This window comes from Paenibacillus albidus (assembly GCF_014644435.1).
Classification (GTDB): Bacteria; Bacillota; Bacilli; order Paenibacillales; family Paenibacillaceae; genus Paenibacillus_AQ; species Paenibacillus_AQ albidus.
The window spans coordinates 276,038-302,116 of the sequence record NZ_BMKR01000001.1 but is presented as its reverse complement, the minus strand read 5'-3'; the positions used below and the strand labels follow the sequence as shown (position 1 = coordinate 302,116).

Sequence of the window (26,079 nt, the reverse complement as noted above, 5' to 3'; positions counted from 1 at the left end):
AAGGTTGGGAGGTCTATTCCTCCCGAATAGGAGGTTTTGCTGTGGATGTACGAAGGCAGGCGGGATATGTTATCCTTCTGCTGGTTATGCTGACAGGTTGTGATTCCGCTCTGCCGGAACAAACTGCCACGTCTGACCGGCCGCCGGTGCAGGAAGAGACGGTAAGCCAGCAGGAAGAAGCTGTCCGCTCCGCGCTAAGGGAAACCTTGAACCTTTCGTTTAGAATCTTCGATGCGATGGAACAGAAGGATTATGACTATTTACAATCTGTGGCAAGTACCGGTGTCACCATAAACAAAGATCAGAATATCATCAGCCACCGTTATGGTGACCAGATCATTGAGGTGAATTTCCTGAAAGATCTCCATCTTGGCAATCTGGAATACCGGTTCTATGACTTGGATGAGACGGGAACGAAGATGGAATTGGGATTTGCGGTACTCCGGGAATCCGCCAGCGAGGTCTACTTGAAATTTGTGCAGGGGGCAGAGGGCTGGTTGCTGGCTGGGATGATTACGAATTAGGGAAGAAGACCGCCAGGAAATTGGCGGTCTTTTTGGCGGTCAGGGGATGCTGCGGAACGTCTTGGGCGGTATGTGGTATATCACGGAGACAGACACAACTGACCAAAGGGGAGCATCTTGCGGAAATCAGGGAGATGCTGTTGACTGATTAGATTGTTAATCTTACAGTTCCCTGGTTTGAAGAGCTTCGCTCCAGAGTGCAAATTGTTATTCCAGGTAAAAGTTGACTACCCGGTACCATTGATTGTAATTTATCCCGCAGCAATTAACCTGTCGGTTTCTCTCCTGGAGCAAAAGACCGTTTCATTTATATATTTATTAATCTCATGCTGAATTTAAAAAACATCTGATTTTAGCGTTCAAAATCAGATGTTACTTAAAGGTATAAGTATCGCACTAGAATAAGTTACTTACCGCTACCGCCTTTGCTTGCGCCACTGCTCTTGGCACCAGCCGATATCCTTTAGCTGTTTGACCTGGAGTTATATTGCCTTTCGCAGGTTTCAACGGCTTTGCTGTATTGTTCCAGCGTGACCAGTCTTTACTGCCGGTTCTTTCTATCTTACGATTAGCTTGAGTATAATGTTAAGAAATAAACCAAACTTTCAAGATTTACTTTTCCTTCCATATACAAAATACAATATAACGGCAGATATGATCATCAAAATGACGGAATACACCAAAGTCAATGCTTTTGTGTCAGCCACAGCCTGTGCGTCTGTACTGTTTTTGATAACAATACCAAGGGGCTGATACAAAGGATGGTAAAGGAACACAGTAAGGTCATAATCAGCCAATATGCCATTGAAATTCAAGGCAAGCACTGCTAAAGTTGACGGGAGTATGATGGGCAGCAATACTTTTCTAAATGTATAAAAGGGTTTGGCCCCTAAATTTTTCGCTGCATCTTCAAGATTATTGTCTAAACTGAAAAAGGACGCTTTAACCATTCGAAGTGTAAAAGGAATGTGTATGATCACATAAGCAAGGAATAACATCCATACCGTTCCAACCAAAACGGTATTTCCAATTAACATTTTCGGTGTACTATAAGTTACGATTAGACCGATTGCTATTAATGTCGATGGCAGCATCCACGGGATGAGTAGAGAATACTCAAGGAAATTCGTCCATTTGTTCTTATATTTATGCAAAATTCGGGATGCAGTTAAAGCCAGGGCTACAACTGCTATTGATGCTCCTGCTGCATATAGGATACTGACCAAATAAGGTTTAAACGCGGCCATGCTGGAGAACACCTGAATATAATTATCGAAGGTGAATCTGCTAATATTCAGGGTTGCTGTAGATATACTTTGTGCATCGGTAAATGAAAAAATGACAATAAGCAGGACCGGAATGATATAGATTAAAAACAGGAAGTACGCTATCAAATGTACAGCAATATTACCGATTTTACTATTGATTTTTTGCTTAACAAGCACTGATTTCACTTTGGATACGGATATGAAATTCCCGTTTTTTTCGAACCTGATCATAATAGTCAATAAAACCAAAGTTGAAAGTCCAAGAATGAGTGCCAGAAGCGCCGCTAAATCTCTGGAAGCAAGACTTTTGGAAAAAGTAAGGATCATGGGTGTAATGGTCTGGAATTCTGTTCCGCCTAGAATCAGAGGAGCCGATGTTGCCGCCAGCCCTGTTAAAAAAAGGAGTATCGTTAACGCAAACATCGTTGGTTTTAATACCGGCAGAACCACACGCCAAAGAATATAAAAGGTAGAACCACCCATATTTTTTGCGGCTTCCACCGTTTGAAAATCTATTTTACGGATGGCATTACTTAGAAAGAGGACATGATTGGACGTACAGGCAAAAGTCATGACAAACAAAACGGCCCAGTATCCGTGAAACCATGTTGTATCAAAAGAAGGAAACAGATTCGCAAACAGCTTTGTCATATACCCGCTTTCACCATAAACAAACTTGTACCCGGACACTAACACAACACCGCTGTAGATAAGCGTTGTAAAATAACCAAGTCTTAATATTTTCGCACCTTTAATATCAAAATAATCCACGATTAGAACTAAAGCAACCCCTACAATGTTAACTGTAACCATAAGCGATATTGCTAATATAAAACTATTGTATAAACTCCTCATCGCGCGGTCGGATGATAACAGCTTGTTTACGGCTTCAAATGAGAAATTCCCATCGCTAAAAAAGATTTCATAGTAAACATTAATATTCGGATAAATCAGAAAGGTAATTACAAACCAGGCAATCAGACCATATAAAATAAAAGCTGATCCGTTGACCGGCGAACCAGCGGTTCTTATTTTTGTTGCTTTCAACCTACCTCCCTCCTTCCTTAGTATTGCAGAATATCGTTCGCATTTATATAAAAGTCAATTTCGTCACCCACCTTGTTATCATCAAACCCGTTATCTTTCTCAATGGTCTTTAGACATCCTCCTCCAGCAACTTCAATTAAATACTTTGTATACAGTCCATAAAATTCTTGATCCACTATTTTCCCCTTTAATTGAACAACATCTTTATGCTGAGGCAAGGCAGACAGACTCACTTTTTCATTTCGAATGTACGCTGTTTTGTAAGGATCGATGAAATTCTTTAATTGACTGTTTTGAATCACTTCCGCATCGATTTTGTTTATATCCCCGATGAAGTTACACACAAACTCCGATTGTGATCGATTATAGATTTCTTGTGGTGTACCGACTTGTTCAACTATTCCATTGTTAAATACAGCAATGCGGTCGGACAATGTTAAGGCTTCTTCCTGATCATGTGTCACATAAATGGTCGTAATTCCAAACTTCTTCTGCAGGTTCTTTAACTCATTACGCAGTTGTACTCTTAACTGGGCATCCAGATTGGATAAAGGCTCATCCAAAGCGAGAATACTCGGCTTTAATACAAGTGCCCTTGCAATGGCAACCCGTTGTTGCTGTCCACCGGATAACTCAGACACTTTTTTGCTGAGCTGGGCTTCTTTTAAATCCACTTTCTGGGCAATGTCCCTAACTTCCCGATCTATTTCGGATTTCGAGATTTTTTTAACCCGTAATCCAAAAGCAATATTCTCGTATACGTTTAGAGTAGGAAAAAGGGCATAGCTTTGAAACACCATGCTAATCCCCCTATTTTCGATGGACACATCCGTGATATCTCTGTCACTCAACAAAATCTGTCCGCTCGAAGGTTTAATAAAGCCAACCAAGCTGCGGAGGATGGTTGTTTTGCCGCAGCCTGAAGGACCCAAAAAGGTGAAAAACTCCCCTTTTTTGATGTTAAGATTCAGATTTTTTATCGCATGAAAATCACCGAATTTAATTTGTATATCCTTAAATGTAATCATATATGCTCCCTATTTCATAATTTGCAGTTCAATCTTCTCTACCCAATCTCCGATATGATCGGCAATAAATCCCCATTCCAAGGCTTGCGCTTTAAGTGATGAGTAGAGTTCCCTCACTGCGTCATTTGCTTGTGCGACAGCTTTCGTATTTGCTGGCATACTGTTGAACTGTGCAGCGAATTTCCCTTGAACCTCTGAGGAGCCGATCCACTCGATGAATCTTTCTGCTGTTTCCATTTTCTTCGTCCCGTTAATAATCGCCGCCTGTTCTACAATCATAGGAACTCCAACTTCAGGACTAACCGTTCCTGCTTTCACGCCATATTGCTCTTCTTTTGCGTCCAGCGTACCGGAAACGACAGTTCCAAGCGGTGTTTTGCCGCTTGCGAGATTTGCATAGAAATCTTCACCTTCGATGGCTCCAACACCATTGTCATACAATTTCTTGATTTCATCCCAACCGGCTTGTGAAATCCCATACTCACCTTTTTCATCTCTGTATCTGGTGAGGATACCTGCTACTACAAGTCGCGGGGTAACTTGACCAAGAAGAGTAGGAGCCTCATATTTACCGTGAAATTCAGGATTGTTATATAAATCCGTCCAGTCTTTCGGCGCAGTTTCTGCTGTGTAACTCGTTGGGTTGTATCCTAAGAGAATAGCTTGTTTAACAAGACCATGATAATATCCTTCAGGATCGTTTAAGCCTTCTTCAACTTCGCCAGCCCATGCCGGAACATATTTCACAAGGACATTTTCTTTCTTCAAGCTTTCATACAGCATGTTGTTGAGTCCAAATACGACGTCAGCAACCGGATTGCTCTTCTCGGCGATTAAGCGAGCCGTTGCATCAGCACCGCCTGCTCCAACAAGCTCGATTTCAAATCCGGCAGCTTTCGCTTGCTCGATTAACCACTCGCCTCGGCCGTCCGAATTTGCGTTCGTATATATGATAAGCTTTTCATTCTTAACGGGTTCATTCGCTGCTGGTTCATCTGCCGCCGAAGATTCAGGTTTTGCCGTATTGGCAGTATTATTGCCTCCGCAAGCCGTTACGATTAACCCTAATGTGATCGTTAGCAGAATCAAGTTCAATATTTTTCTCATAATTATTTGCTCCTCTGTATTCCCAATTTATTAAAACTCTACCACAGCCGTTACCGGAAAATGATCGGAAGGATACCTTCCATCAAAGCTGTCAACAACGGTTCTCGTCTTTAGGACATTTACATGCCGGCTCGCAAAAATATAGTCAATTTCCTTTAAATCTTCCCATGCAATACTGTAATCAAAGCCTGTAAAGGTACCGGTGGGCCCATAGTGTGCTGCGTTCGCAGCTTGTCTAGCATTTTGTAATATTCCAGTAATCACCTGATAGCATCTTTCTTCCGGGAAAGCATTAAAGTCTCCTGCCAGCACGACAGGCACATTAGAAGCATGCTCTTCAATCCAATCCTTAAGGAGCTGCACACTCTTAAATCTTGCTTCCTCACTCACGTGGTCCAAATGCGTGTTTAAGAATACAAATACCTTGCCGTTCCGGATGTCTTTTAACCTGACCCAGGTGCATATACGCTTACAATCGGAATTCCATGATTTCGAGGAATAATCAGGTGTTAAGGATAACCAAAAAGTACCGCCATCTTCTTTTTCAAACCTGTCCTTTTTATAAAGGACAGGTACATGCTCGCTAACGTTATCATTCTCTCGTCCAATGCCTTCGTAACTATATTCAGATAGTCTTGAAATATCCTCCAGCTGATTGCCGCAAACTTCTTGTAATCCTGCAACATCCCAAGAATAATACGACATCATTTCGAGAAAATGCTTTTTTCGGTAACCCCAAGCGTTTTCTTGATCAGCAGGATTATCAAAACGCACATTAACAGTGGCCAAACTATAGGATATTAGGTCCAATAAAATAACTCCCCCTCTGAGTTCTTTACAATCTGCTATCACTTCAACGTTAAATGAGCGATTTCTTTCTCTCTATTTCAACGCTTATATAAAAATACCTTACAAACATATTCCCTATGTTATCGGCAAGTAAATAAACATATATATTTATTTTCTACTGGAATTTATCAAAATGTAGTTAAGAACAAACGGATAAAAAAACCTCCCTGCGGTAGGGAGGTTCATACTTGGACTCATGTTGCAGTTGTCCTTTCTGGAAAGACGGCTACATATCTACCAGGACGCTTGAATCCCAAAAGCTTGGCGGCACCACCAACAATATGATCGGAAAAGGGCAGTCCGGATGATACGTTCAATGCTTCATTCACCGATTTAAGGAGCAAGCTGCCGGGTTATTCCTGTGTCGATAAATTCACCGATTTCCTCTTCCTGGACAAGGGAGAGCAACGTGCGGATAATAGCCTCACCCCAAGTTTGCTCGTTCTGCGAAATCACACACCAGAGTTTAAAACGGAGGCCCCCTGACAGGAGAAAAATTGTCTCCAACGGCATGGCGTCCGTTTTTCCACACATATAAATAGAGGCAGCGCAAGCAAGGGCAGGGAATACACTGTACATAAAGGAAATGAGCGCAGCTTTGATTATTATGTAAACGTTATCAACGGATGAGGGGATGATGACTTTGGTAAAACGGGGGGCGGCCGATGATATTGATTCTGCTGCTTGCAGGCTGCTGGAGTGGAGATAACGGGCCAGTGAAGACTTCTTCTTCACCTTCCGTTCCGCCGGATGTCTTGCTCAAATCTGAGATTCCGGTCGTTCCGCCTCCGTCCAAATCCTATGTGCTGGGGTTCTCCCAGCTCGGCTCGGAAAGCACATGGAGAGAAGCTAACACTTCTTCCATCGTAGAAGCCGCTGAAGAGGCGGGTATTTCCCTGATGATGAGAAATGCGGAGCAGTCGCAGAAGAAACAGTTCGAGGCCATTCGTTTCTTTATCCGGAACAACGTGGATGTAATCGCCATTGCGCCTGTCGTTCAGTACGGGTGGGAGCCCATTCTTAAGGAAGTGAAGCAGGCTGGTATTCCTGTTATCATTCTGGACCGCTCTGTCAATGTGAAAGACAGCTCGCTTTATGTCACCTTTATCGGCTCAGATTTTTATGAAGAAGGCGTCAAGGCGGCCAAATACATGCTGGATAAAATGCGCCATCGAACGGGTACGGTAAAAATTGCGGAGCTTCAGGGTACGGTTGGATCTACGCCGTCGATCGACCGCGGACGCGGCTTCCGCGAGACGATCGGCACAGCGCCGGACTTTCAGGTCAGCCTAAGCCAAGTTGCCGATTTCACGGTGGCGAAGGGGAGAAAGGTGATGAGTCAATTTTTGGAGCTGCCCCGGGAAGAATGGCCCCAGGTGCTTTTTTCGCATAACGATGATATGGCGATTGGAGCCGTAGAAGCCATTGAAGAGGCCGGACTTAGGCCCGGCGAAGATCTTGTTATCATTTCCATAGATGGGACCCGCCGTGCTTTCGAACAAATGAAAGAGGGGAAGATCAATGCCGTGGTCGAATGCAATCCGCTTCTGGGGCCCTTGCTGATGCAAGCAACCAATGAAATTATGGCTGGCCGGACACTCCCCAAACAGATGGTCCCGGAAGAAGACATCTTCACGCAAGAGATTGCCTCTGATGAAGTGGAGAAACGCAAATATTAATGGATAGGTAATATGGACCGTTATCGAAAGGGGCTGTACCCGAGTAACCTGAGAATATTGGGGCTGAACTCTCCCGTCTCTATGGGCATCTGTAACAGCGTTAACGCGAGATTTCGCACGTTTCCCGGGTTGTAGCAGAAAAAGCCCAAGTGGAAGGCAAAAATGCCTTAGGTTGAGCAGTTGTAGCGGAAAAAGTCCAAGTGGAAGGCAAAAATGCCTTAGGATGAGCAGTTGTGGCGGAAAAAGCCCAAGTGGAAGGCAAAAATGCCTTAGGATGAGCAATTGTAGCGGAAAAAGCCCAAGTGGAAGGCAAAAATGCCTTAGGATGAGCGGCTGTGGCGGAAAAAGCCCAAGTGAAGGCAAAAATGCCTTAGGTTGAGCGGCTATAGCGGAGATCAAAATTATCTCAACCGGACCGGTGTTGTGATTCCTCCAGAAGTGTGTGTGGTGCAAAGGTTTTCCATTCGCGTTGAGTCTAAGTGGAAGGCTCAGCGTTTCTGCAATATTGTCCTGTAGTGAACCTTGGCCTTATAGGGCTGAGGTTTATTTTGCGTGAAAAAAGAAATATAGTGGAAGTAAGGGATAAAAAGACAGGGGCTTGGCATTCTAGATCTAAGATGAAAGGAGGAGGATACGATGGACAGCTGTCTGTTCATACACGGCTTTACCGGTGGGGAGCATGAGATTTCACCCTTGTCACGATTTATGGAGCAGCACCATTACCGCTCGCGGACCTTTACACTGAAGGGACATGGGGGAAGCAAGGATGACTTGCGCAATTCCGACCGGCATGACTGGCAGCGCAGTGCGGAAGATGAATTGATGGAGCTGCTCCGCACGGAGGATGGGGTACACTTGATAGGATTTTCTACCGGGGCTTTAATTGCATCCCATTTGTCCGTGCATTATAAACCCCGGATCAAGTCGCTCACCCTGCTGTCCACTCCTGTCTTTCCGCTTAATCCGCTGGAGATTGTCAAGACACTCAGCAGTAAGGCGATGCTAAGAAATTACTGGAGGAAATTTGGCTCAACACCTCCCAAAGCTACCTGGGAGTTCCGGCGGCTTGTGCGGGAGAGCTTTGAGGTGTATCCGTTGATTGAGACGCCTACCTTGATTGTCCAAGGGCAGCGTGACCATCTGGTGCAGACCAAAAGTGCGAAGTATTTGCAGCGGACCATCAAGGCTCCGAATAAACGGGTTATGCTGATAGAGGGCAGCGGTCATATGGTTTGTCATTGTGAAGACAAAGACCGGATCATGAATGAAGTACTGCAGTTTATTCAGAATGCGGGAAGCAGATAACGGACCATCGAATCCGATAAGCAAGGCTCTTTCGTCAATGAAGGCGGCGGAGCCTTTTTTAGCGTGGGAAAAGCTCTAATTTGCAGGTTGACAATACATAAGAACCATGGTAATTTTTAGTAGGGAAACCGGTTTCCCGACTGTTTTTGTTAGTTCACCCTATTCTGATTCATCGATGTTCTTCGGCCGACACATGTGTCCACTCCGCTTTTAATTCATTCAGTCCATCCAATCTTCATTTCGTTGCCAGCCTTTACAGAGAATCACCACGCTATCGCCAGGACTAGCCCTTCACTACCGTCATTGCTTTGTAAGAACAGTAAGGCAGGAACATGAACAGTTTTGAATGCGCTTTATTTAAGAGAGGGAGATGAGGAATGAAACGTAAAAAATGGCTTGCGCCCCTTCTGATCACATCAATGATTCTTTCAATTGCCATCCAATTATTTGTAGCTGCCCCACAAACGGTTCAAGCAGCCAGTATCGGAACCGTTAACGAGAACGACACCATCTATCAGATTATGGTTGACCGCTTCCATGACGGAGATTCCTCGAATAATGCTACGGGGACCGCTATCCGGTATGGGGAGACTTCGGAAGAGGATTTTCGTTATATGAAAGGCGGGGACTGGCAGGGGGTTATCGATAAACTCCCCTACATCCACAATATGGGCTACACCGCCATCTGGATTTCTCCGGTCGCTGAACCGCAGGTAACCAGCCGGGACAATAACGGAACGGGGAAAAATACCGCCTACCACGGGTATAACGTCAAGGATCCGAATAAAGCGAATCCTTATTTTGGAACCAAGGAAAAGCTGAAGGAGCTGGTAGACGCTGCCCATGCGCTTGGCATTAAGGTCGTCATTGATGTGGTTCCGAACCATATCGGCGATTATATGCTGGGGACCCAGACTTATTATGATATTCCCAGCCTGCAGCCGGCCGCTCCGTTTAACAATCCGGCGTGGTACCACCATAACGGGGATATTAACTGGAGTCTCGCGGATGGCAGATATGACCAGTGGGCACAGGATTACATGGAGAACCATGATTTGGCCGGGCTGGATGATATCGATTTTGATGTGCCTGCGGCCAAAGCTGCAATATTCGGTTCCATTAAGAATTGGTTCGACTATACGGGAGCCGATGGCGCACGTGTGGATGCGGCCAAGCTGATGAAGCCGACGGATATCGGAGAGCTGCAAAATCTGCTCGGCGTGAACACCTTTGGCGAGAACTTTGACGGCAATGCCGAATTTGTCTCGCGTTGGGTCGGTCAGAACAAGGAGTGGGGGATGCTGGACTTCCCGTTGTTCTTCTCCGTGCTGAACAGCTTTGCCTATGGGCAATCTTTTGAATCTACTGTCAAAAGCACATTGGCCCAGGACTCCTACTATAACGGGAATGCGGGCCATATGGTCACCTTTATCGACAATCATGACCGCAACCGCTTCCTGACCGAAGCAGGCGGGAGTGTAGCCAAGCTCCAGAATGCGTTAACCTTTATCTTTACCGTGCGCGGCACGCCTGTTGTGTTTCAGGGGACGGAACAGAACAAAGGCAACGGCAACGGACAAATTATCACCGGCGGCATTGCCGATACCTGGAACCGGTGGTCGATGGTGAAGCGCGATGCAAACGGCAACGTGCAGGAGAATTATTTTAAGGAGGATACAAGCACTTATCAATACGTAGCGAAGCTGAACACCATCCGCAAAAATTTCGCCGCCCTGCGCACAGGCACCCAGCGTGAAATGTGGTCCGCGCAGAATCTGTATGCCTTCTCCCGCCGGATTGACAGCGGCACGAATGTCGGACAGGAGGTCATCTCCGTGTTCAGCAATGCTTCCGGCGGTACGCAGACGGTAACCATCCCACTGCGTGCGGAGAGCACACTTACGGCAGGAACAGTGCTGGTTAATCAGTTGAACACCTCGGATACGGTAACCGTACAGGCCGGCGGTGTAACCGGCAAGCAGATCACAGTAAGCGTAGGGGCCAATGCGGCTAAAATCTATGCCAAACAGCCTCAGATCACGGACACTGAAGCGCCGACAGTACCTTCCAATGTTACGGCTGTAGTGCAAAATGCATCCAGTGCACTGATCAGCTGGACCGCCTCCACCGACAACGTGGGCGTGACCGGATATGAAGTGTATCGCAATGGTGTAAAGGTTGGAACGACGGCTTCCACTTCTTACACCGACACCGGGTTATTAGGCAGTACAACTTACAGCTACACGGTAAAAGCTCTGGATGCCGCCGGCAACCTGTCGCTCCTCAGCGCCGCCGCTGCGATAATTACACCGGCAGGCAACAGTGTGACGATCTACTATAAACAAGGTTATGTTACGCCTTATATTCATTACCGTCCGGTGGGCGGTACCTGGACGACTTCGCCCGGAGTGGCCATCCCGGCTTCGGAAGTCGCAGGTTATAACAAGATCACCATCAACATCGGTTCAGCCACCCAGCTTGAAGCCTGCTTCAATAATGGCGGCAGTACCTGGGACAGCAACGGCGGCAGCAATTATCTGTTCGGCACCGGCACCTGGACCTACACGCCAACGGGCAACATCACCTCGGGTGGCCCGGTAACGCCAACGGCCTCACCGACTGCTACGCCAACGCCGACAGTAGCCCCAACGGCAACACCGACGGTAGCACCAACACCAACACCGACGGTAGCGCCGACACCAACGGCTACAGTAGCGCCGACGCCAACACCAACGGTGGCGCCAACGCCAACGCCGATTGGGAATACGGCCACGATCTACTACAAGAATTCCGCCTTTGGCAGCTCCTATATCCATTACAAGCTGGATGGAGCCACAACCTGGACTACAACACCGGGTGTACCTATGACTGCCTCCGCTTTCAGCGGATACAGCACAGCCACAGTTGAATTGGGCAGTGCAAGCGGACTGACCGCAGCCTTTAACAATGGGGCCGGCACGTGGGACAACAATGGCGGCAGTAATTATCATTTTGACGGCGGCACCTGGAGTCTGGTGAACAGCAGCATCAGTGCCGGAGAGCCGCAGGCCGACAGTGTTACGTTCAGGGTGAACGTCCCCGCTACGACACCAAGCAGCGGTCCGGTCTATCTGACCGGCTCGTTCAACAGCTGGAATGCGGCAGATGCCGCGTACCAGCTGACGAAAGGAAGCGACGGCGTATATTCGATTACGCTGAATCTCCCGGCAGGAACAGCCGTTCAATACAAGGTGACGCGCGGCACCTGGGCTTCAGTGGAGAGCACTTCAAACGGGGCAGACATTGCCAACCGTACGCTGACCCCCTCCGGCGGGGCACAGACCGTGAGTCTGACGGTGTTGCGCTGGAAGGATCAATAACTATACATTCGGGGAGTGTCAGGAGGATCTGAACACTCCCCGAGTATTAAATAACGACAAAACTACCACTGTCATGAAATCGAAAGGGGTTGAGGATTGCCGTGCATCCTTCCGGTCAATGGCGTAAAATTGCCGCCTCCTTGCTAAGTCTCTTCCTGCTTGCACAGACAACGGCTACTTTAGTCTCGGCAGATATTGCCGCAACGCATGTCTATCATAACCATATGCCGAATTTCTGGGCCTATTATGATGTGAACGCCTACAATTCAGCCGCTGTAGGCAGCCCGATCCGCTACACGTATGACGGGGATGTCATTCAGCTGAAGCAGAGTCCGCCGCCCTTATACCCCTATTATTTACCGAACGGTTCCCCGATGCCGCACGACGATCTGGTCTCGTATTATTCGCACCATGCCAAGACCGGCGCTTATCTAAGCTGGCCCTGGAGCGTAGCGAATACGCTGCGCAGCAACCATCCGCAGGCGCAGATGCATGTTACAATGTCCGGCTCTGTCGTGAATAATGTCAATAATATCATTCAACGCGGCAACATCAGCGGGTACAACAATCCTGCCTGGGGAACTCCCTGGAAGTCAGCCTATAATTCGCTTAAGACCAGCAATGGGAAAAACACCATGGATATGGTCCATTTCTCGGGCCACCATACCATGGGGCCGCTGGTGGGGAACGATTATCTGCTGAAGGATATGATCAATCATGGAGCTACGCTGGCTCAGCCGTATTTTTTGGGGAATGATTATAAGTCTTCCAAAGGTTTCTTCCCTACGGAACTGGGATTCTCCGAACGTATCATTCCGGTACTGGAGAAGCTGGGGATTCAGTGGTCGGTCATCGGCAACAATCATTTCTCCCGCACGCTGAAGGACTATCCGCTGCTGAACAGCCCCGGAGCGGATACCATGGTCTCCCCGCCCAACCGGAGTGATCTGCAGAATGTCAGTACCGCCGGCTCCTGGGTCAGTGAATCCATGTTCAATGAACAGCAGGTGGTGCATAACAAATATCCGTTTGCTTCGACCGCCCACTGGGTCCGTTATGTAGACCCGGGCACCGGCGCGGAATCGAAGGTGGTAGGTGTTCCGGTCGCCCAGGCCGAATCGTGGAAAGAGGGGTATCTGGGTGAGGTCAAAGCTGATGCGCTGAAGCCGTTTGAGAATCTGGTGGCGCAAAAACAAATTTTTGTGGTCGCCCATGACGGGGATAATTCCTCCGGCCGTGCCGGTTCTGAGGAGACTTGGCGTAATGCGGGAAATGTGACGTATGCCGACAGCGGCGTGACCGGGATGGGAATTGATGAGTATCTGAAGAGCAACACTCCGGCCGCTTCGGACGTAGTGCATGTACAGGATGGTTCCTGGATTGATACCCGCGACTCCTCTTCTGATCCGACCTGGTATCATTGGCATTTGCCGTTTGGGATATGGAAAGGGCAATTTGCTGCTTTTAATCAGGTGAATGGCACCACTTTGGCCCCGAAAAAAAACCTCTCGGGGATCGAAGACGGCATGACCGTTTCTTTTGAAAAAGGCTACCATTATCTGGAACGGAATTTTGCCCTGCTTCAGGCATCCTTGAACTATGCTCAAACCGCCGAGCAAATCTGGCTGGATGATCATCCCAACCACTGGAAGCCGACTACGGCGCTGGATAAAGAAATCACGTTTGACGGCAATCAGCTGAATCCTTGGATGCTGTCTTTTCCGGTGAAAGGCAATGTGGCGAATGATTATGCCGGGGGAGCCAATCCTGCAGAGCTGGCCTGGTATTTCCTGCTTCCTGCCATGGATTCGGGGTTCGGCTATTATGACGAGAATGTGGATGACAGTGTGAAGCCGGCGTTGTCTTTTAACCAATCCCTATTCTTCTCCAAACCTTATGTGAACCAGAATCTGGCTAAAGATAAGACCGCTCCGTCTGTATGGTGGCCGCAGCGTTATCCTTACAACCCTGGCAGTGCTAATGTCAGCAAGGCGGAAGGCTGGACACTCCAGCATTTCAATAATGTCTTCTCCATCTATACGTATGCCTATGACACCAGCGGCATCAGCGACATCAAGGTCAAAGTGAGGGCCCACCGCGATAAGACGGCGGATGCGGCCGACAATACCTTTAAGGTGTATGATCCTGCCGCTTTGGCTGCTTCGGGAGTATCCGGTATTGACCCGGACAAAGTAGGGGAATGGCAGACGTATCCGATGCAGGTGCGTGACCTCAGCGCAGATATCAATGGCGTGGATTGGCAGCCCGGCAGCAAAGTGATTATGGAAAAAGTGCCTGCCACCGACATCGGCAATCTCTATTTCAGTTATATTTCCGATTACCGTGATCAACTGCTTGATTACTATATTGAAGCAACGGATACCAAAGGAAATGTAACCCGCAGCGATATCCAGCAGGTGTTCGTTGGAGCGGGCAAATACAATCTGGAAAATGGGAAATATACCGAAAACGTGCAGGGGACCATTGAAGGAACACATCCATTTATTACGGATCAGCCTAACGTACCTGACACGGAAAATCCAAGTACACCGGCGAATCTGAGCGGCGCAGTTGTCAACGCCTCATCCGTCAAATTAACCTGGGATACCGCGACGGATAATATCCGGGTGGCAGGGTATGAGATTTACCGCAATGGCGTCAAAATCGGCACATCAACAGCCAATTCGTATACAGACAATGGCCTGGCTGCCAGCACTGCTTATGAGTATAAGGTCAAAGCGTACGATGCATCCGGCAACTTGTCCGGTTTCAGTATTGCCGCCTTGGCGACGACACCGGCCGGAAACAATGTGACGGTGTACTATAAGAAAGGTTATGCCACGCCTTATATTCATTACCGTCCGGCGGGCGGCACCTGGACGGCTTCGCCCGGAGTGGCCATCCCGGCTTCCGAAGTGGCCGGTTACCACAAGATTACTATCAATATCGGCTCTGCCGCCCAATTGGAAGCCTGCTTCAATAACGGCAGCGGAACCTGGGACAGCAACGGCGGCAGCAATTACCTGTTCGGCACCGGCACCTGGACCTACACGCCAACGGGCAACATCACCTCGGGTGGCCCGGCAACACCATCGGCCTCACCGACTGCTACGCCAACGCCAACGGTAGCACCAACACCAACACCGACGGTAGCACCGACGCCAACACCGACGGTAGCACCGACGCCAACGCCGACGGTAGCACCGACACCAACGGCTACAGTAGCGCCGACACCAACGCCGACGGTAGCGCCGACACCAACGCCGATTGGGAATACGGCCACGATCTACTACAAGAATTCCGCCTTTGGCAGTTCGTATATCCATTACAAGCTGGATGGAGCCACAACCTGGACTACAACACCGGGTGTACCTATGACTGCCTCCGCTTTCAGCGGATACAGCACAGCCACAGTTGAATTGGGCAGCGCGAGCGGACTGACCGCAGCCTTTAACAATGGGGCCGGCACGTGGGACAACAATGGCGGCAGTAATTATCATTTTGACGGCGGCACCTGGAGTCTGGTGAACAGCAGCATTAGTGCCGGAGAACCGCAGGCCGACAGTGTTACGTTCAGGGTGAACGTCCCCGCTACGACACCAAGCAGCGGTCCGGTCTATCTGACCGGCTCGTTCAACAGCTGGAATGCGGCAGATGCCGCGTACCAGTTAATGAAAGGAAGCGACGGCGTATATTCGATTACGCTGAATCTCCCGGCAGGAACAGCTGTTCAATACAAGGTGACGCGCGGCACCTGGGCTTCAGTGGAGAGCACTTCAAACGGGGCAGACATTGCCAACCGTACGCTGACCCCCTCCGGCGGGGCACAGACCGTGAGTCTGACGGTGTTGCGCTGGAAGGATCAATAACGGCACTCGGCAGCGGGTAGAGCATAGAATCAATTTCTTGTGGTCGATTCCCGCAGGATCAGCTCCGGCTCCAGCAGCAAATGCCGGGAGGGAAGCCCGCTTCCGCCGCTGATGCGCTCCATCAGTAGATGCCCGGAAGACACGCCAAGCTTGAAAGTATCAATATTAAGTGAAGTTAAAGGAGGGGTGGTGTAACGGGACAGCGGATACTCATCAAATGCAGCGATGCCTAACTCCGCTGGGACGTTGATGCCAAGCTCGCGGGCCGCCTGCAGTGCACCGAAGGCGGCGTAGTTGGTCATGCAGACGATGGCATCCGGCCGGTCGGGATTTTGCAGCAGCGTAAGCGCAGCCCGGTAGCCTTCATGCTCGTCGGCCTTGCCGTTTATAATCCGGTCTTGCGAAGCAGTAAGGCCGGATTGCTCCAAGGCCTGGGCATACCCGTTATAACGGCGGGTAAAAATCTTCTCGTCCCGCTGTCCGCCAATAAAAGCAATAGACGAATAGCGTTGGGTCAGCAAATGTTGGGTCAGCATCCGCCCGCCGAGTTCATTGTCGAAATCCACCCAGCTCCCCGGAGCCGGGATTTCGCCGATGGCGATATATGGGAACTGCAGACGGTCCAGCTCTGCAGCCAGCGCCTCTGTCAGCACAGAATTGTTGGCGATAATTCCGTCCACGCGTTTACTGTGCACGAGTCTGTTCAGGAAGTGGTCCTCCGGACTGCTGTGCTGGACATTTGCGATCGTAAGCTCGTATTTTAGGGAACCGATAACACTTTCGATTCCGCCGATGATGTTATAGAAAAACTGATTAAGGAATTCGCTTCCCTTGGACATGTCAACCAGCAGGCCAATATTATAGCTGCTTTGCCGGGCCAATCCCGTAGCGATGCTGCTGGGGGTATAATTCATTTCCTTCATGATCTGCCGGACCCTGAGCTTCGTTTCCCGGGAGATTTTGGGTGAATCGTTCAGCACCTTCGATACGGTGGATTTGGCCACATTGGCAGCTTTGGCAATATCCGAAATGGTAACTTTCATCGTAATCCCTCTTGACCTGGAAGCGGTATTTTATATCCATAATAACACAAATCTAGCAAGCCCTCTATCAGGCGGAAATACAAATCAAACGAACACAAGAATTAGATAAAAGGAGAATGGAATGTGATGTCCCACAAGTGGTTTATGGTTCATGCCAGTGAAGACCCGTTTGCCTTTCCGGTAGGAGAAGGTACGCTGAAGCTGAGGTTGTTTGTACAGGGGGGCCGCAGCTTGATCTGTACGGTGCTCCACGCAGACCGTTATGATTCACCGGGCAGCGAGCTGCCCACACCTATGGAGCGGATAGGCTCAGCCGGTGCTTATGAGATTTATGAGGCTATACTTGAGACAGCTGCAAGAAGAAGCAGGTATCTCTTCCACGTGGCGGGCGAGGCCGGAGAATTCGTATGGTTTGGTGAGAGGGGAATATCCGGGAACCGCGAACGTGCAGGTTCTTTTCAATATGCGTACATACATCATCCCGAGGCCTTAAAGATTCCTTCCTGGGCCCCGGGTTCGGTTGCGTATCAGATCTATCCCAGCAGCTATCATCAGGGTCATTTGCAAGGAATATCGGCCAAAATTCCGTATCTCCAGGAACTGGGCGTTACTACCGTCTATATGACACCGATTTTTGCTTCTCCGTCCGAGCATAAATATAATACCTCGGATTATTATAGCGTTGATCCTGCTTTTGGGGATTTACATGACTTGAAGGAACTGGTGAATCATGCGCACGCCCATGGCATTAAGGTCATATTGGATGCGGTGTTCAACCACTCGGGGGATACCTTTTTTGCTTTTAGAGATGTGCTGGAAAAAGGTGAAGCTTCTGCCTACAAGGACTGGTTTTTTCTCCGGGATTACCCGGTTGTGCAGACGCCTGCACCCAATTACGAAACGTTCGCCAAAGCGGAAGCGCATATGCCCAAGTTGAATCTGAATCACCCGGAGACTGCCGACTATATGATTGCTGTGGCCAAATATTGGGTGCGGGAAGCCGGAATTGACGGTTGGCGGCTGGATGTGGCCAATGAGGTCAATCCGCAGTTCTGGACCCGGTTCCGGCAGGAGCTTAAAGCGAGCAATCCCGAATTGCTGCTGATTGGCGAGATCATGCATGCTTCCGGTCCCTGGCTAAGGGGAGACCAGTTCGACGGCGGAATGAACTATTTGCTCCGTGATGACATGCTGGAGTTTTTTGCGGCGCAATCGACGGGGCCTGTTCAGTTCATGGAGCAGCTGCTCCACCATGAAGCCCTTTATAACGACCAGGCCAACACGGCGATGTTCCAGCTGATCGGCAGCCATGACACCCTGCGGTTTCTGACGGCATGCAAGCAGGGAGGACGGGGCTGGGACCATGAACACACAGCCGTGCGGCGGATGCGTCTGGCTGTATTTTTTCAAATGACTTATATCGGGATTCCGATGATCTATTACGGTGATGAGGTCGGCATGGAGGGAGCCACTGATCCGCACTGCAGAAAGCCGATGATTTGGGAGGAGCAGCACCAGAATACGGGATTGCAGCAATGGTACCGGAAGCTGATCGACTTAAGAAAGAGTTATGAAGTGCTGCAAAAAGGTTCATTCCGGCCCTGGTTCACCGATGAGCACCGCAATGTGCTTGGATATCTGCGGCGCAATGAACAGGACAAAATGGGATTGATTCTGAACAACTCCCCGAATCCCTATCATCTGGAGCTGTGCCGTTACCGTACGGATAAAAATGTACTGACCGATCTGCTGTCCGGGATGACTATCCGGAACACTGACAGGCTGATCGTGGAGATTGAGCCATTTGGCTGCCTGATGTTGTGGTGAATAGTTGTTACCGCCGGGACAGCCAGTTTGGCCGGCTGCCGCTCCAGTGTATTTAGTACAACCAAATCGCTCCGGGAAGGGCTCGAAAGTCGTTCTGATGCATTTTGTACATCGGAAACATCGGAAACTACCGAAATACAGCCCGTTCTGCCTTTCCTGATGTACAAAATGCAGCCAAATCGAAAAAAATCCAGGTTTGCCCGCGTTCTGATGCACAAAATGCAGTCAAAAGTCCAAAAATGGGAAAGCAGCGATTCTCCGGGGAACGGGGGAATCGCTGCTCTGCTGTCTTTTTTCGGTTTTTAAAATTTTCATTTATGGGACAGACTCAAAGCTTACGACGGCTCACTTTTTCTTTTTATTCTTCAGCGCCCGGTACTCCTGATTCTCCCACTGCTTTAGCAGCGGATAGGGATCAAAGGCCCATTCCGTAAGGCCACGGTCCTTGTAGAGGCCAAAATGCAAATGCGGCGGGAATTTGCCCTGTGTTCCCGGTTTGCCGTAACCCGAGCTGCCGACCCAGCCAATGGTTTGGCCAGGACTTACAATATCCCCGCGGGAGACCGTTTTGTCGTACCCTGTCAGATGGGCATAATAATGGTAGCGGTTCTCAATATCGCGAATTCCGATCCTCCAGCCCCCGTAGCGGTTCCAGCCTTTGGTTTCCACAATACCATAGCAGGTGCTGCGGACCGTCAGGCCATGCGGGGCGAACAGGTCGGTACCTTCATGGATGCGGGCACCGCCCCAGCTTCGGCCGGTCCCCCAGGTACTGCGGTACGAATATAAATTTCCCAAAGGCAGAGGAAAGGCGCTGCCCGACAGGTCAAGCCGGCCGAAATGCTCATACAGCTTGGCGAACTGATTGATGCGCTGGGCCGCGCGGCCATTATGATAATATTCCCAGACCGCTATGCTGAAGTCGCTCGCGGAATTTCCATAGCTCAGCAGATGACCGGCTACGCTATATAGAACATCTGCATCATTCTCCGGTTCGGCCAGCCCGTCTCCCGAACCGTCGCGGCCAAGGCCCCCGAAGAATCTGATTGAAGCTGGCGAGGTGTCGGACTGGTCGGGATTGAGGGGCCCGTTCCATATAGGGTCAGGAATCCGAATGTCCGTCAGACGGGCGGATGCAGCGGGAGAGGGTGCGGGTGTATGTTTCGCCTTTTTGGCAATGGTGCGTTCATACTGGTCGATGGCCGCGAACCGAAACCAGGGAATTCCGGTAGCTGCGCTTATTTGCTCGTATAGTTCTCGGCGTGCAGGCAGCAAGGCCTCCTTGCTGAGCGGGGCGGATGCAGCTTCGGCACCGTATGCCTCTCTAAGGCCGGTTACCCGGGCGGCTTCTGCGGCTGGGCTTCCAATGCCGCACCACAAGAGGGCGGCTGCCGACAGACAGAGCACAGTTCTCCGTTCTTTCATATTCTGGAACAGGGACAGCATGGGAACAACCTCCTATATCCGGGCGTATTGTCGCAGATACTTTTCCTATAGATTGAAGCAAAAGCGTGTTTTTTATCCCTTCTTGCCTAAAGGTTCCAAGGCTTCCCCGCTGATTTGCTTATACCGTTTTTTATCCAGATTTTTCACAAAAACAGGCAATTGTCAACTGCACATGCTATAATATGAGGCAACAACTTTAATGCAGCAAAGAGTTCAATTTTCAGGGTGAAAGCGGGGGTTACCACTTTGTCTAATAAAGCAGCCAAACAACCTAAGCCGGACTGGATCAAGATCAAGCTTACTGCCGGTGACAATTACCAGGAAATCAAAAGTATGATGAGATCCAAAACTTTACATACCGTCTGTGAGGAGGCGCGTTGCCCGAATATTTATGAATGCTGGGCCAACCGTACGGCCACATTTATGATCCTGGGCGATATTTGTACACGTGCTTGCCGTTTCTGTGCAGTCAATACCGGGCTGCCTACAGAGCTCGATTTGCAGGAACCGGAACGTGTAGCGGAAGCAGCCGAGGGTATGAACCTGCGCCACTGTGTTGTAACCAGTGTAGCCCGTGATGATCTCAAGGACGGTGGTGCAACCATCTTTGCCGAGACGGTTGCGGCGATTCGCAAGCGCCTTCCGCTGTGCAATGTGGAAGTGCTGATTCCCGATTTTCTCGGAGACCGTGACAGTCTGGAGATTGTCATGAACAGTAATCCGGATATCCTGAACCATAATATTGAGACTGTTGAGCGCATGTCTGACCGCGTCCGGGCCAGAGCGAAATACCGGCGTTCCCTTGAACTGCTGCGCAGAGCCAAGGAGATCAAGCCGGACATTCCTACCAAATCCAGTATTATGCTCGGTGTCGGTGAAGAATGGGATGAGATTCTGCAGGCGATGGATGATTTGCGTGCAGTGGATTGCGATATTCTGACATTAGGCCAATATCTGCAGCCTTCGCCCAAGCATTTGAACGTGGAGAAATATTATCCGCCGGAGGAGTTTGCGGCACTTAAGGAAGAAGGCCTGAGACGCGGCTTCAGCCACGTGGAATCCGGTCCGCTTGTCCGCAGCTCTTACCATGCGCATGAGCAGGTTAAATCTGCCGCACAAGCCCGCGAGGGTCGTACGGCTACGGTTTAATGAAGGGGACAAATGAAGGCCAGAGGCATAATGAGCGCCCATGAACATGGGGTTCGTCGCCCGGAGAGTCCCTTCAGGACGATCGGGCCTTCATTAGAGGGTACCAGCGTTAGCAGGCCCATTTCACGTCCCAATTTATTTTGAAAGGCAGGCGACAAAAAGCTTGATCGTTATAGGCGGAAAAGGTTACGAGCTGGTGCTCGATCATAAAGACGGATGGAATCCGGAGGCATTTCGCGGAAGATACAGCGAGGTTCTGGACCGTTATGACTATATTATTGGAGACTGGGGCTACAGCCAGCTGCGTTTGAAGGGCTTTTATCGGGATAATCACCCTAAAGTGAACCGGGATACGGCGATTTCAGGCATGGTGGATTACATTAATGAATACTGTAATTTTGGCTGTGCTTATTTTGTATTGCATAAGTTAAAAGAAGTGCCAAAAGAAGGTACATTCAAGGATATCCTGATTAAAGAGGTACCGGAGCCCGTTGCTATGGATGTTGAGGAGCAGGAGCTCCCCGAAGACGGAACGGCTTCCCTAAAAGAGAATCCCATCCGGGAATCCAGACAGACCTCTGCCAAAGAAACCCCAGGCAAGGATAATCAGGTAAAGGACAGGCCGGTGCGGGAGCATCAGAGCAGAAATCACCGCAACCGGGACTCCCATGGCAAGAAACCAGGCAGGGATTCCCAAAACCGGCCACCGCAAGGACAGCAAGGCCAAAAACAGGGCCAGCAACAAAAACCGCAAAACCAACAGAACCAACCAAAGCCGCAGAATTAAAATAAGGACAGCCCCGGGAAGAATAATTCTACCGGCGCTGTCCTTTTTGATTATAGGAATTTCTAATGCGGGAATGCGGCCTTCTGCCCCCCGTTTATTTAACGGATAATTTCAGCTGGTTCTGTTTGGTATCATAACTCCAGACGAGTGCCGGGAATTTCTGCTTAAAGGCGTTCAGGTCGATGAAGGTTTCACCGTTACGGGAAATCGCTTCTTTGGAAGCGATCGCGAAGCCTGAGCTTTTGCCGGCTCCGGTAGTGACCAGAACCTTTTTGTTCTTGGGATCCCATGAGACATCACTTTCCAGAAGTGAGGCGAGCACCCGTGCGGAAGCATAAATATGGTTCCCCTCTTTTACAAGGCCCACATTTCCGGCAAAGGCACTGCCATTGATGTTCAAAATGTGATTGTCTCCGGAAGCCTCCATCCGGGTCATCCCGGCAATTTGCAGCGCGGTGATCAGCTGAGCGGTTTTGCCTTTAACCTCAATGTCCGGCGCAAGCCCGATATGGTTGAAGTCCTCTTTGTTCGGAGTCAAATATTTCTGTGTAGTCAGTTTCAGCATATCTCCGTTAGACATCGGCAGCAGGCTTTGGATGCGCGCTTTGCCGAAAGAACGAAGGCCTACAACTGTGGCAATGTTATTGTCACGAAGGGCGCCCGTCAGGGCCTCCGAGGCACTGGCCGAATACTCGTTGGTCAGAACGACCACAGGTACACCGATCTTGCTGCCGTCGGTGATGGTTACAGGAGTCAAGGCGCCGGTCTGGTCGGAGGTATACATCATAATGCCTTTATCGATAAATTGGGAAGCGATATTGTAGGCCGAATCCATGTAACCGCCCGGATTGTCCCGCAAATCCAGCACCATGGATTTCATGCCTGCAGCGCGCATTTTTTTCAGTGCGGCACTGAATTCTTCATCGGCGGTTTGGGTGAACCCGCTTAAGGAGATATAAGCAATCTGCGATCCGATCAGCTTGCTGGTCACGGACACGCTGGCAATGGCGTTGCGGGTGATGCGATAGGATTTAGTAACCCCGTTTCGCTGCACAAGCAGCGTAACCTTGGTCCCCGTGGCCCCGCTAAGCTCGTCCCCTTTGGTATCTTCAACGGCTACACCATTGATTTTTAGAATCGTATCTCCGCGTTTCAGTCCGGCTTGCTCAGCCGGTGATCCCGGCAAAACTTCCTCAATGTACAATTCCGTAGGAGTATACTGCATTCTGATGCCGATACCCACGTATTCAAGATCGACCGAATGCTCAAATTCGGAAGCTTCAGCCTTGTCAAAATACTGGCTATACGGGTCTTCCAGTGTGTTAACCATTCCGTCGATAGCCCCGCGGATCAAGGCTTCTTTATCGACTTCGGAAAGATTGTAGGTCTCAAGGTAATTCATGACTTCATTAATGATATCGGTATTGGACTGCTCCTGGGCCTCGGCAGCAGAGGCAAGAGGAGCAACAGCGATGGATAAGGCCAGACAACCGCTAAGGAGAGCGGTCATTATTTTTGCAGATTTCATTCCTTCATACACCCTTTTATTCGATTTTTAGACTTCGTTGTAGGAGACAGAGTACGTTTCATCGATAGTCCAGGCACCACTCTCCGATTTGGACAAAATGAAAATCAAGGCCTGCTCATAGGTTTCGTCTTCGCTGGCATCCTTGTCCTTGGCTTCTACATAAACGGCAGCATCCTTGTCACTGTAGTGGAAGATGTTGGTTGCTCCGAGGGTATAAGTAAGGTCATAGGAAGCAAAAAAATCTTCATAATCGGTTTTAACCGAAGCATCGTATTCTTCCCCGTAAGAGGTCATGGTAGAGAGTACACCAGCTGTGTTCTTCTCGTTCATATATTGATAGTATTTGCCGACATTAGCGATAATCGCAGAGGATTCTGTCTGGGGAACCGTCGCTGCTTTCATGCCTTGGGCCCGGGTCAGGAGCACCTTGTTAGCCTGGCTTTCCAGGTCGACAATTTTCCAGGTGCCGTTCTTGCGGACCAGGGTATACATATATTCGTCCAGCTCGTCAGGGATATAATACCCGCCTTTCCACAGCGTTCTTTCTACCGTGTACACTGTGGCTTCGTCGCCCTTCAGGTTCACAATCTCCATACTTTCAATAATACTCTTGATATCGTACGTTTCAAAGGCATTATTCATATCGCTTACCGATTCGGCAAAGGAGGCTTCAGAATCCATCAGCGAGTAGAAGCTGATCGCTTTCTCCTCATTATAATATTGGTTGGACAGCTGGATCAGGGCTCTGATGGCTGCTTCATCCGAGGCTGAGGAGGCAGGTGTCTGGATCTTTACCGTGCGGTTTGTCGAATTCCAGGAAGCCGTGCCGCCGGTAGCTTCGGCAATAAAACGCAGAGGTATGTATGTAGTGCCATTGGCAGAGACGGGAGCGATGGCCAGTTTTTTGACGGTACCGTTGACGGTGGCACGGTTGCTGCCTATTTTGAGGCTGATTTTAAGAGTAGGGCTTGTACCGGTTACAGTGCCGGTTGCGGCATCCCACAGGACATTAAGACCCAGTTCCTCAAAAATAACCCGGAAGGGTACAAGTACAGAATTGTTCTCTAGATAAGGAGCTCCGGCGGTAAAAGAGACTTTACTGCCATTAATATACACATTAATCGGTTTTGTCGCTGCAAAAGCCGGGACGGCCAGAATCAGGGCCAGCAAGCTCATGCCAATCAGGGATAAAAATTTCTTCAACAATGTTCTCTCCTTTTCGGTTACAACTCTTTGTAAAATAGGCTCATTATACCATTTGACTTCTCTCTCTGTCTATGGATTCTTCCAAGCGTCAATACATATAAAAAAGCCGGAGATCTCATAATCTCCGGGCCTGATTCTACACCAAAAAAGCTTCCCGCACACGATTCCAGAACGGAAACGGGCGGTATCTGGCGAAACTGATTTTTTTGTCCGAAACCTGGCAGCGAACCGAAATGAGATCGTCCACCGGAATGTTGTTATGGTCAATGGTCAGTAAGAGACGCTGTTCCTTCCGTGAAAAAATATCGCAGTGATGATGCTTGGGCAGCAGCAGCGGCGAGCCCATAGTACGAAATACCCGGTTATTAATAGAAGCAATCTCGGCAATCTGCAAGGCTTCAATGGAAGGATGGACCATAGCACCCCCAAGACTTTTGTTGTAGGCAGTACTGCCGGAAGGGGTGGAAATGCAGATGCCGTCCCCGCGGAACATTTCAAAGGTAACGTCATTAATGTCGATCTGGATCACTACGGTCCCATCCACGCCTTTAAGCGTAAATTCATTCAGGGCAATATGGGAGGTAGTGCCGGATTTCTTGTGGATCTCCAGCTCCAGCAGCGGATATTGCACAATACGCGGCTTATGCGGCTTGATATCACCGATTCCGGCCATATAATCGACAAGGGTCGACAGTTCTTCCGCCTGCCAGTCTGCATAGAAGCCCAGATGGCCCGTATGCACACCTACGAAAGCCAGGTTCGGAATCTGATCAATAAACGTATGAAAAGCGTGCAGCATAGTGCCGTCCCCGCCAATGGATATGACGATTTCCGGAGACTTCGCATCAAGTTGCAGGTCCCGCTCGGCCGCCAGCTTGTGAAATTTCTCCGCAAGGTTGATAGACAATGGGTCACCGCGGTCCAGAACATAATATCTCAAGATGTACAGGCTCCTTTGTATGATTCAGTCATACACCGATCATAATCAATCTGGACCCGGAACACAATATGAGAAGCTGTAAAATCCCGAAGAATCCCGGGGAAAGCGCTTTTTTGCA

At 49.3% G+C, this 26,079-nt stretch carries 18 protein-coding genes; 8 read left to right on the top strand and 10 right to left on the bottom strand.

All coding sequences use genetic code 11. The annotated features are described in order from the left end of the window. Positions 1 to 41 precede the first annotated feature (41 nt). Positions 42 to 524: a hypothetical protein gene (locus IEY53_RS01305; protein ID WP_189021806.1), complete on the top strand. Its 483-nt coding sequence runs from the start codon at positions 42 to 44 to the stop codon at positions 522 to 524. A 605-nt stretch (positions 525 to 1,129) separates the two neighbouring features. Here IEY53_RS01305 and IEY53_RS01295 read toward each other — a convergent pair. The 5 genes from IEY53_RS01295 to IEY53_RS35690 all read right to left on the bottom strand — a co-directional run bounded on the left by IEY53_RS01295 (position 1,130) and on the right by IEY53_RS35690 (position 6,279). Continuing rightward, a complete protein-coding gene (locus IEY53_RS01295; RefSeq protein ID WP_189021805.1) occupies positions 1,130 to 2,839 on the bottom strand; it encodes an ABC transporter permease in 1,710 nt (569 codons plus the stop codon). Positions 2,840 to 2,856: 17 nt separating this feature from the next. After that, positions 2,857 to 3,867: an ABC transporter ATP-binding protein gene (locus IEY53_RS01290; RefSeq protein WP_189021804.1), complete on the bottom strand. Its 1,011-nt coding sequence runs from the start codon at positions 3,865 to 3,867 to the stop codon at positions 2,857 to 2,859. 9 nt (positions 3,868 to 3,876) lie between these two features. Further along, positions 3,877 to 4,974: an extracellular solute-binding protein gene (locus IEY53_RS01285; RefSeq protein ID WP_189021803.1), complete on the bottom strand. Its 1,098-nt coding sequence runs from the start codon at positions 4,972 to 4,974 to the stop codon at positions 3,877 to 3,879. 30 nt (positions 4,975 to 5,004) lie between these two features. Beyond that, positions 5,005 to 5,763 carry an endonuclease/exonuclease/phosphatase family protein gene (locus IEY53_RS01280; protein ID WP_189021802.1) on the bottom strand — a complete coding sequence of 253 codons (759 nt, stop codon included), beginning with the start codon at positions 5,761 to 5,763 and terminating at the stop codon, positions 5,005 to 5,007. 393 nt (positions 5,764 to 6,156) lie between these two features. Continuing rightward, positions 6,157 to 6,279 (bottom strand): hypothetical protein, encoded by a 123-nt coding sequence (locus IEY53_RS35690; RefSeq protein ID WP_268240740.1) that lies wholly within the window; start codon positions 6,277 to 6,279, stop codon positions 6,157 to 6,159. Positions 6,280 to 6,488: 209 nt separating this feature from the next. On the opposite strand from IEY53_RS35690, the gene IEY53_RS01275 reads away from it, so the two are divergent. From IEY53_RS01275 to IEY53_RS01260, 4 genes are all read left to right on the top strand, one after another. Then, positions 6,489 to 7,502 (top strand): ABC transporter substrate-binding protein, encoded by a 1,014-nt coding sequence (locus IEY53_RS01275; protein ID WP_189021801.1) that lies wholly within the window; start codon positions 6,489 to 6,491, stop codon positions 7,500 to 7,502. A gap of 636 nt (positions 7,503 to 8,138) precedes the next feature. Further along, entirely contained in the window at positions 8,139 to 8,807 is a 669-nt protein-coding gene (locus IEY53_RS01270) for an alpha/beta hydrolase (protein ID WP_189021800.1), read from the top strand. A gap of 377 nt (positions 8,808 to 9,184) precedes the next feature. Continuing rightward, positions 9,185 to 12,166: an alpha-amylase family glycosyl hydrolase gene (locus IEY53_RS01265; protein ID WP_189021799.1), complete on the top strand. Its 2,982-nt coding sequence runs from the start codon at positions 9,185 to 9,187 to the stop codon at positions 12,164 to 12,166. Between the two features lie 89 nt (positions 12,167 to 12,255). After that, the gene (locus IEY53_RS01260) at positions 12,256 to 16,035 is read left to right on the top strand and encodes a carbohydrate binding domain-containing protein (RefSeq protein WP_229695906.1); all 3,780 of its coding nucleotides are present in this window, start codon (positions 12,256 to 12,258) and stop codon (positions 16,033 to 16,035) included. Between the two features lie 29 nt (positions 16,036 to 16,064). Here the strand turns inward: IEY53_RS01260 and IEY53_RS01255 are convergent, their stop codons facing one another. Continuing rightward, positions 16,065 to 17,078, bottom strand: coding sequence for a LacI family DNA-binding transcriptional regulator (locus tag IEY53_RS01255; RefSeq protein ID WP_189021798.1), 1,014 nt, complete (start codon positions 17,076 to 17,078; stop codon positions 16,065 to 16,067). Between the two features lie 126 nt (positions 17,079 to 17,204). Between IEY53_RS01255 and IEY53_RS01250 the strand changes: the two genes are divergently transcribed. After that, a complete protein-coding gene (locus tag IEY53_RS01250; protein ID WP_189021797.1) occupies positions 17,205 to 18,905 on the top strand; it encodes an alpha amylase N-terminal ig-like domain-containing protein in 1,701 nt (566 codons plus the stop codon). Positions 18,906 to 19,250: 345 nt separating this feature from the next. Here IEY53_RS01250 and IEY53_RS01245 read toward each other — a convergent pair whose 3' ends face one another. Beyond that, on the bottom strand, positions 19,251 to 20,351 hold the full coding sequence (locus tag IEY53_RS01245; protein ID WP_189021796.1) for a M23 family metallopeptidase: 1,101 nt from the start codon (positions 20,349 to 20,351) through the stop codon (positions 19,251 to 19,253). Positions 20,352 to 20,597: 246 nt separating this feature from the next. Between IEY53_RS01245 and lipA the strand changes: the two genes are divergently transcribed. Beyond that, on the top strand, positions 20,598 to 21,500 hold the full coding sequence (gene lipA, locus IEY53_RS01240; protein WP_189021795.1) for a lipoyl synthase: 903 nt from the start codon (positions 20,598 to 20,600) through the stop codon (positions 21,498 to 21,500). Between the two features lie 163 nt (positions 21,501 to 21,663). After that, positions 21,664 to 22,287 (top strand): YutD family protein, encoded by a 624-nt coding sequence (locus IEY53_RS01235; RefSeq protein WP_189021794.1) that lies wholly within the window; start codon positions 21,664 to 21,666, stop codon positions 22,285 to 22,287. 94 nt (positions 22,288 to 22,381) lie between these two features. Here the strand turns inward: IEY53_RS01235 and IEY53_RS01230 are convergent, their stop codons facing one another. The 3 genes from IEY53_RS01230 to IEY53_RS01220 form a co-directional block, all read right to left on the bottom strand. Then, on the bottom strand, positions 22,382 to 23,815 hold the full coding sequence (locus tag IEY53_RS01230) for a S41 family peptidase (protein ID WP_189021793.1): 1,434 nt from the start codon (positions 23,813 to 23,815) through the stop codon (positions 22,382 to 22,384). 27 nt (positions 23,816 to 23,842) lie between these two features. Further along, positions 23,843 to 25,018, bottom strand: a complete 1,176-nt coding sequence (locus IEY53_RS01225; RefSeq protein ID WP_189021792.1) for a stalk domain-containing protein — start codon at positions 25,016 to 25,018, stop codon at positions 23,843 to 23,845. Between the two features lie 139 nt (positions 25,019 to 25,157). Beyond that, positions 25,158 to 25,961, bottom strand: coding sequence for an NAD kinase (locus tag IEY53_RS01220; protein WP_189021791.1), 804 nt, complete (start codon positions 25,959 to 25,961; stop codon positions 25,158 to 25,160). Positions 25,962 to 26,079 lie beyond the last annotated feature (118 nt).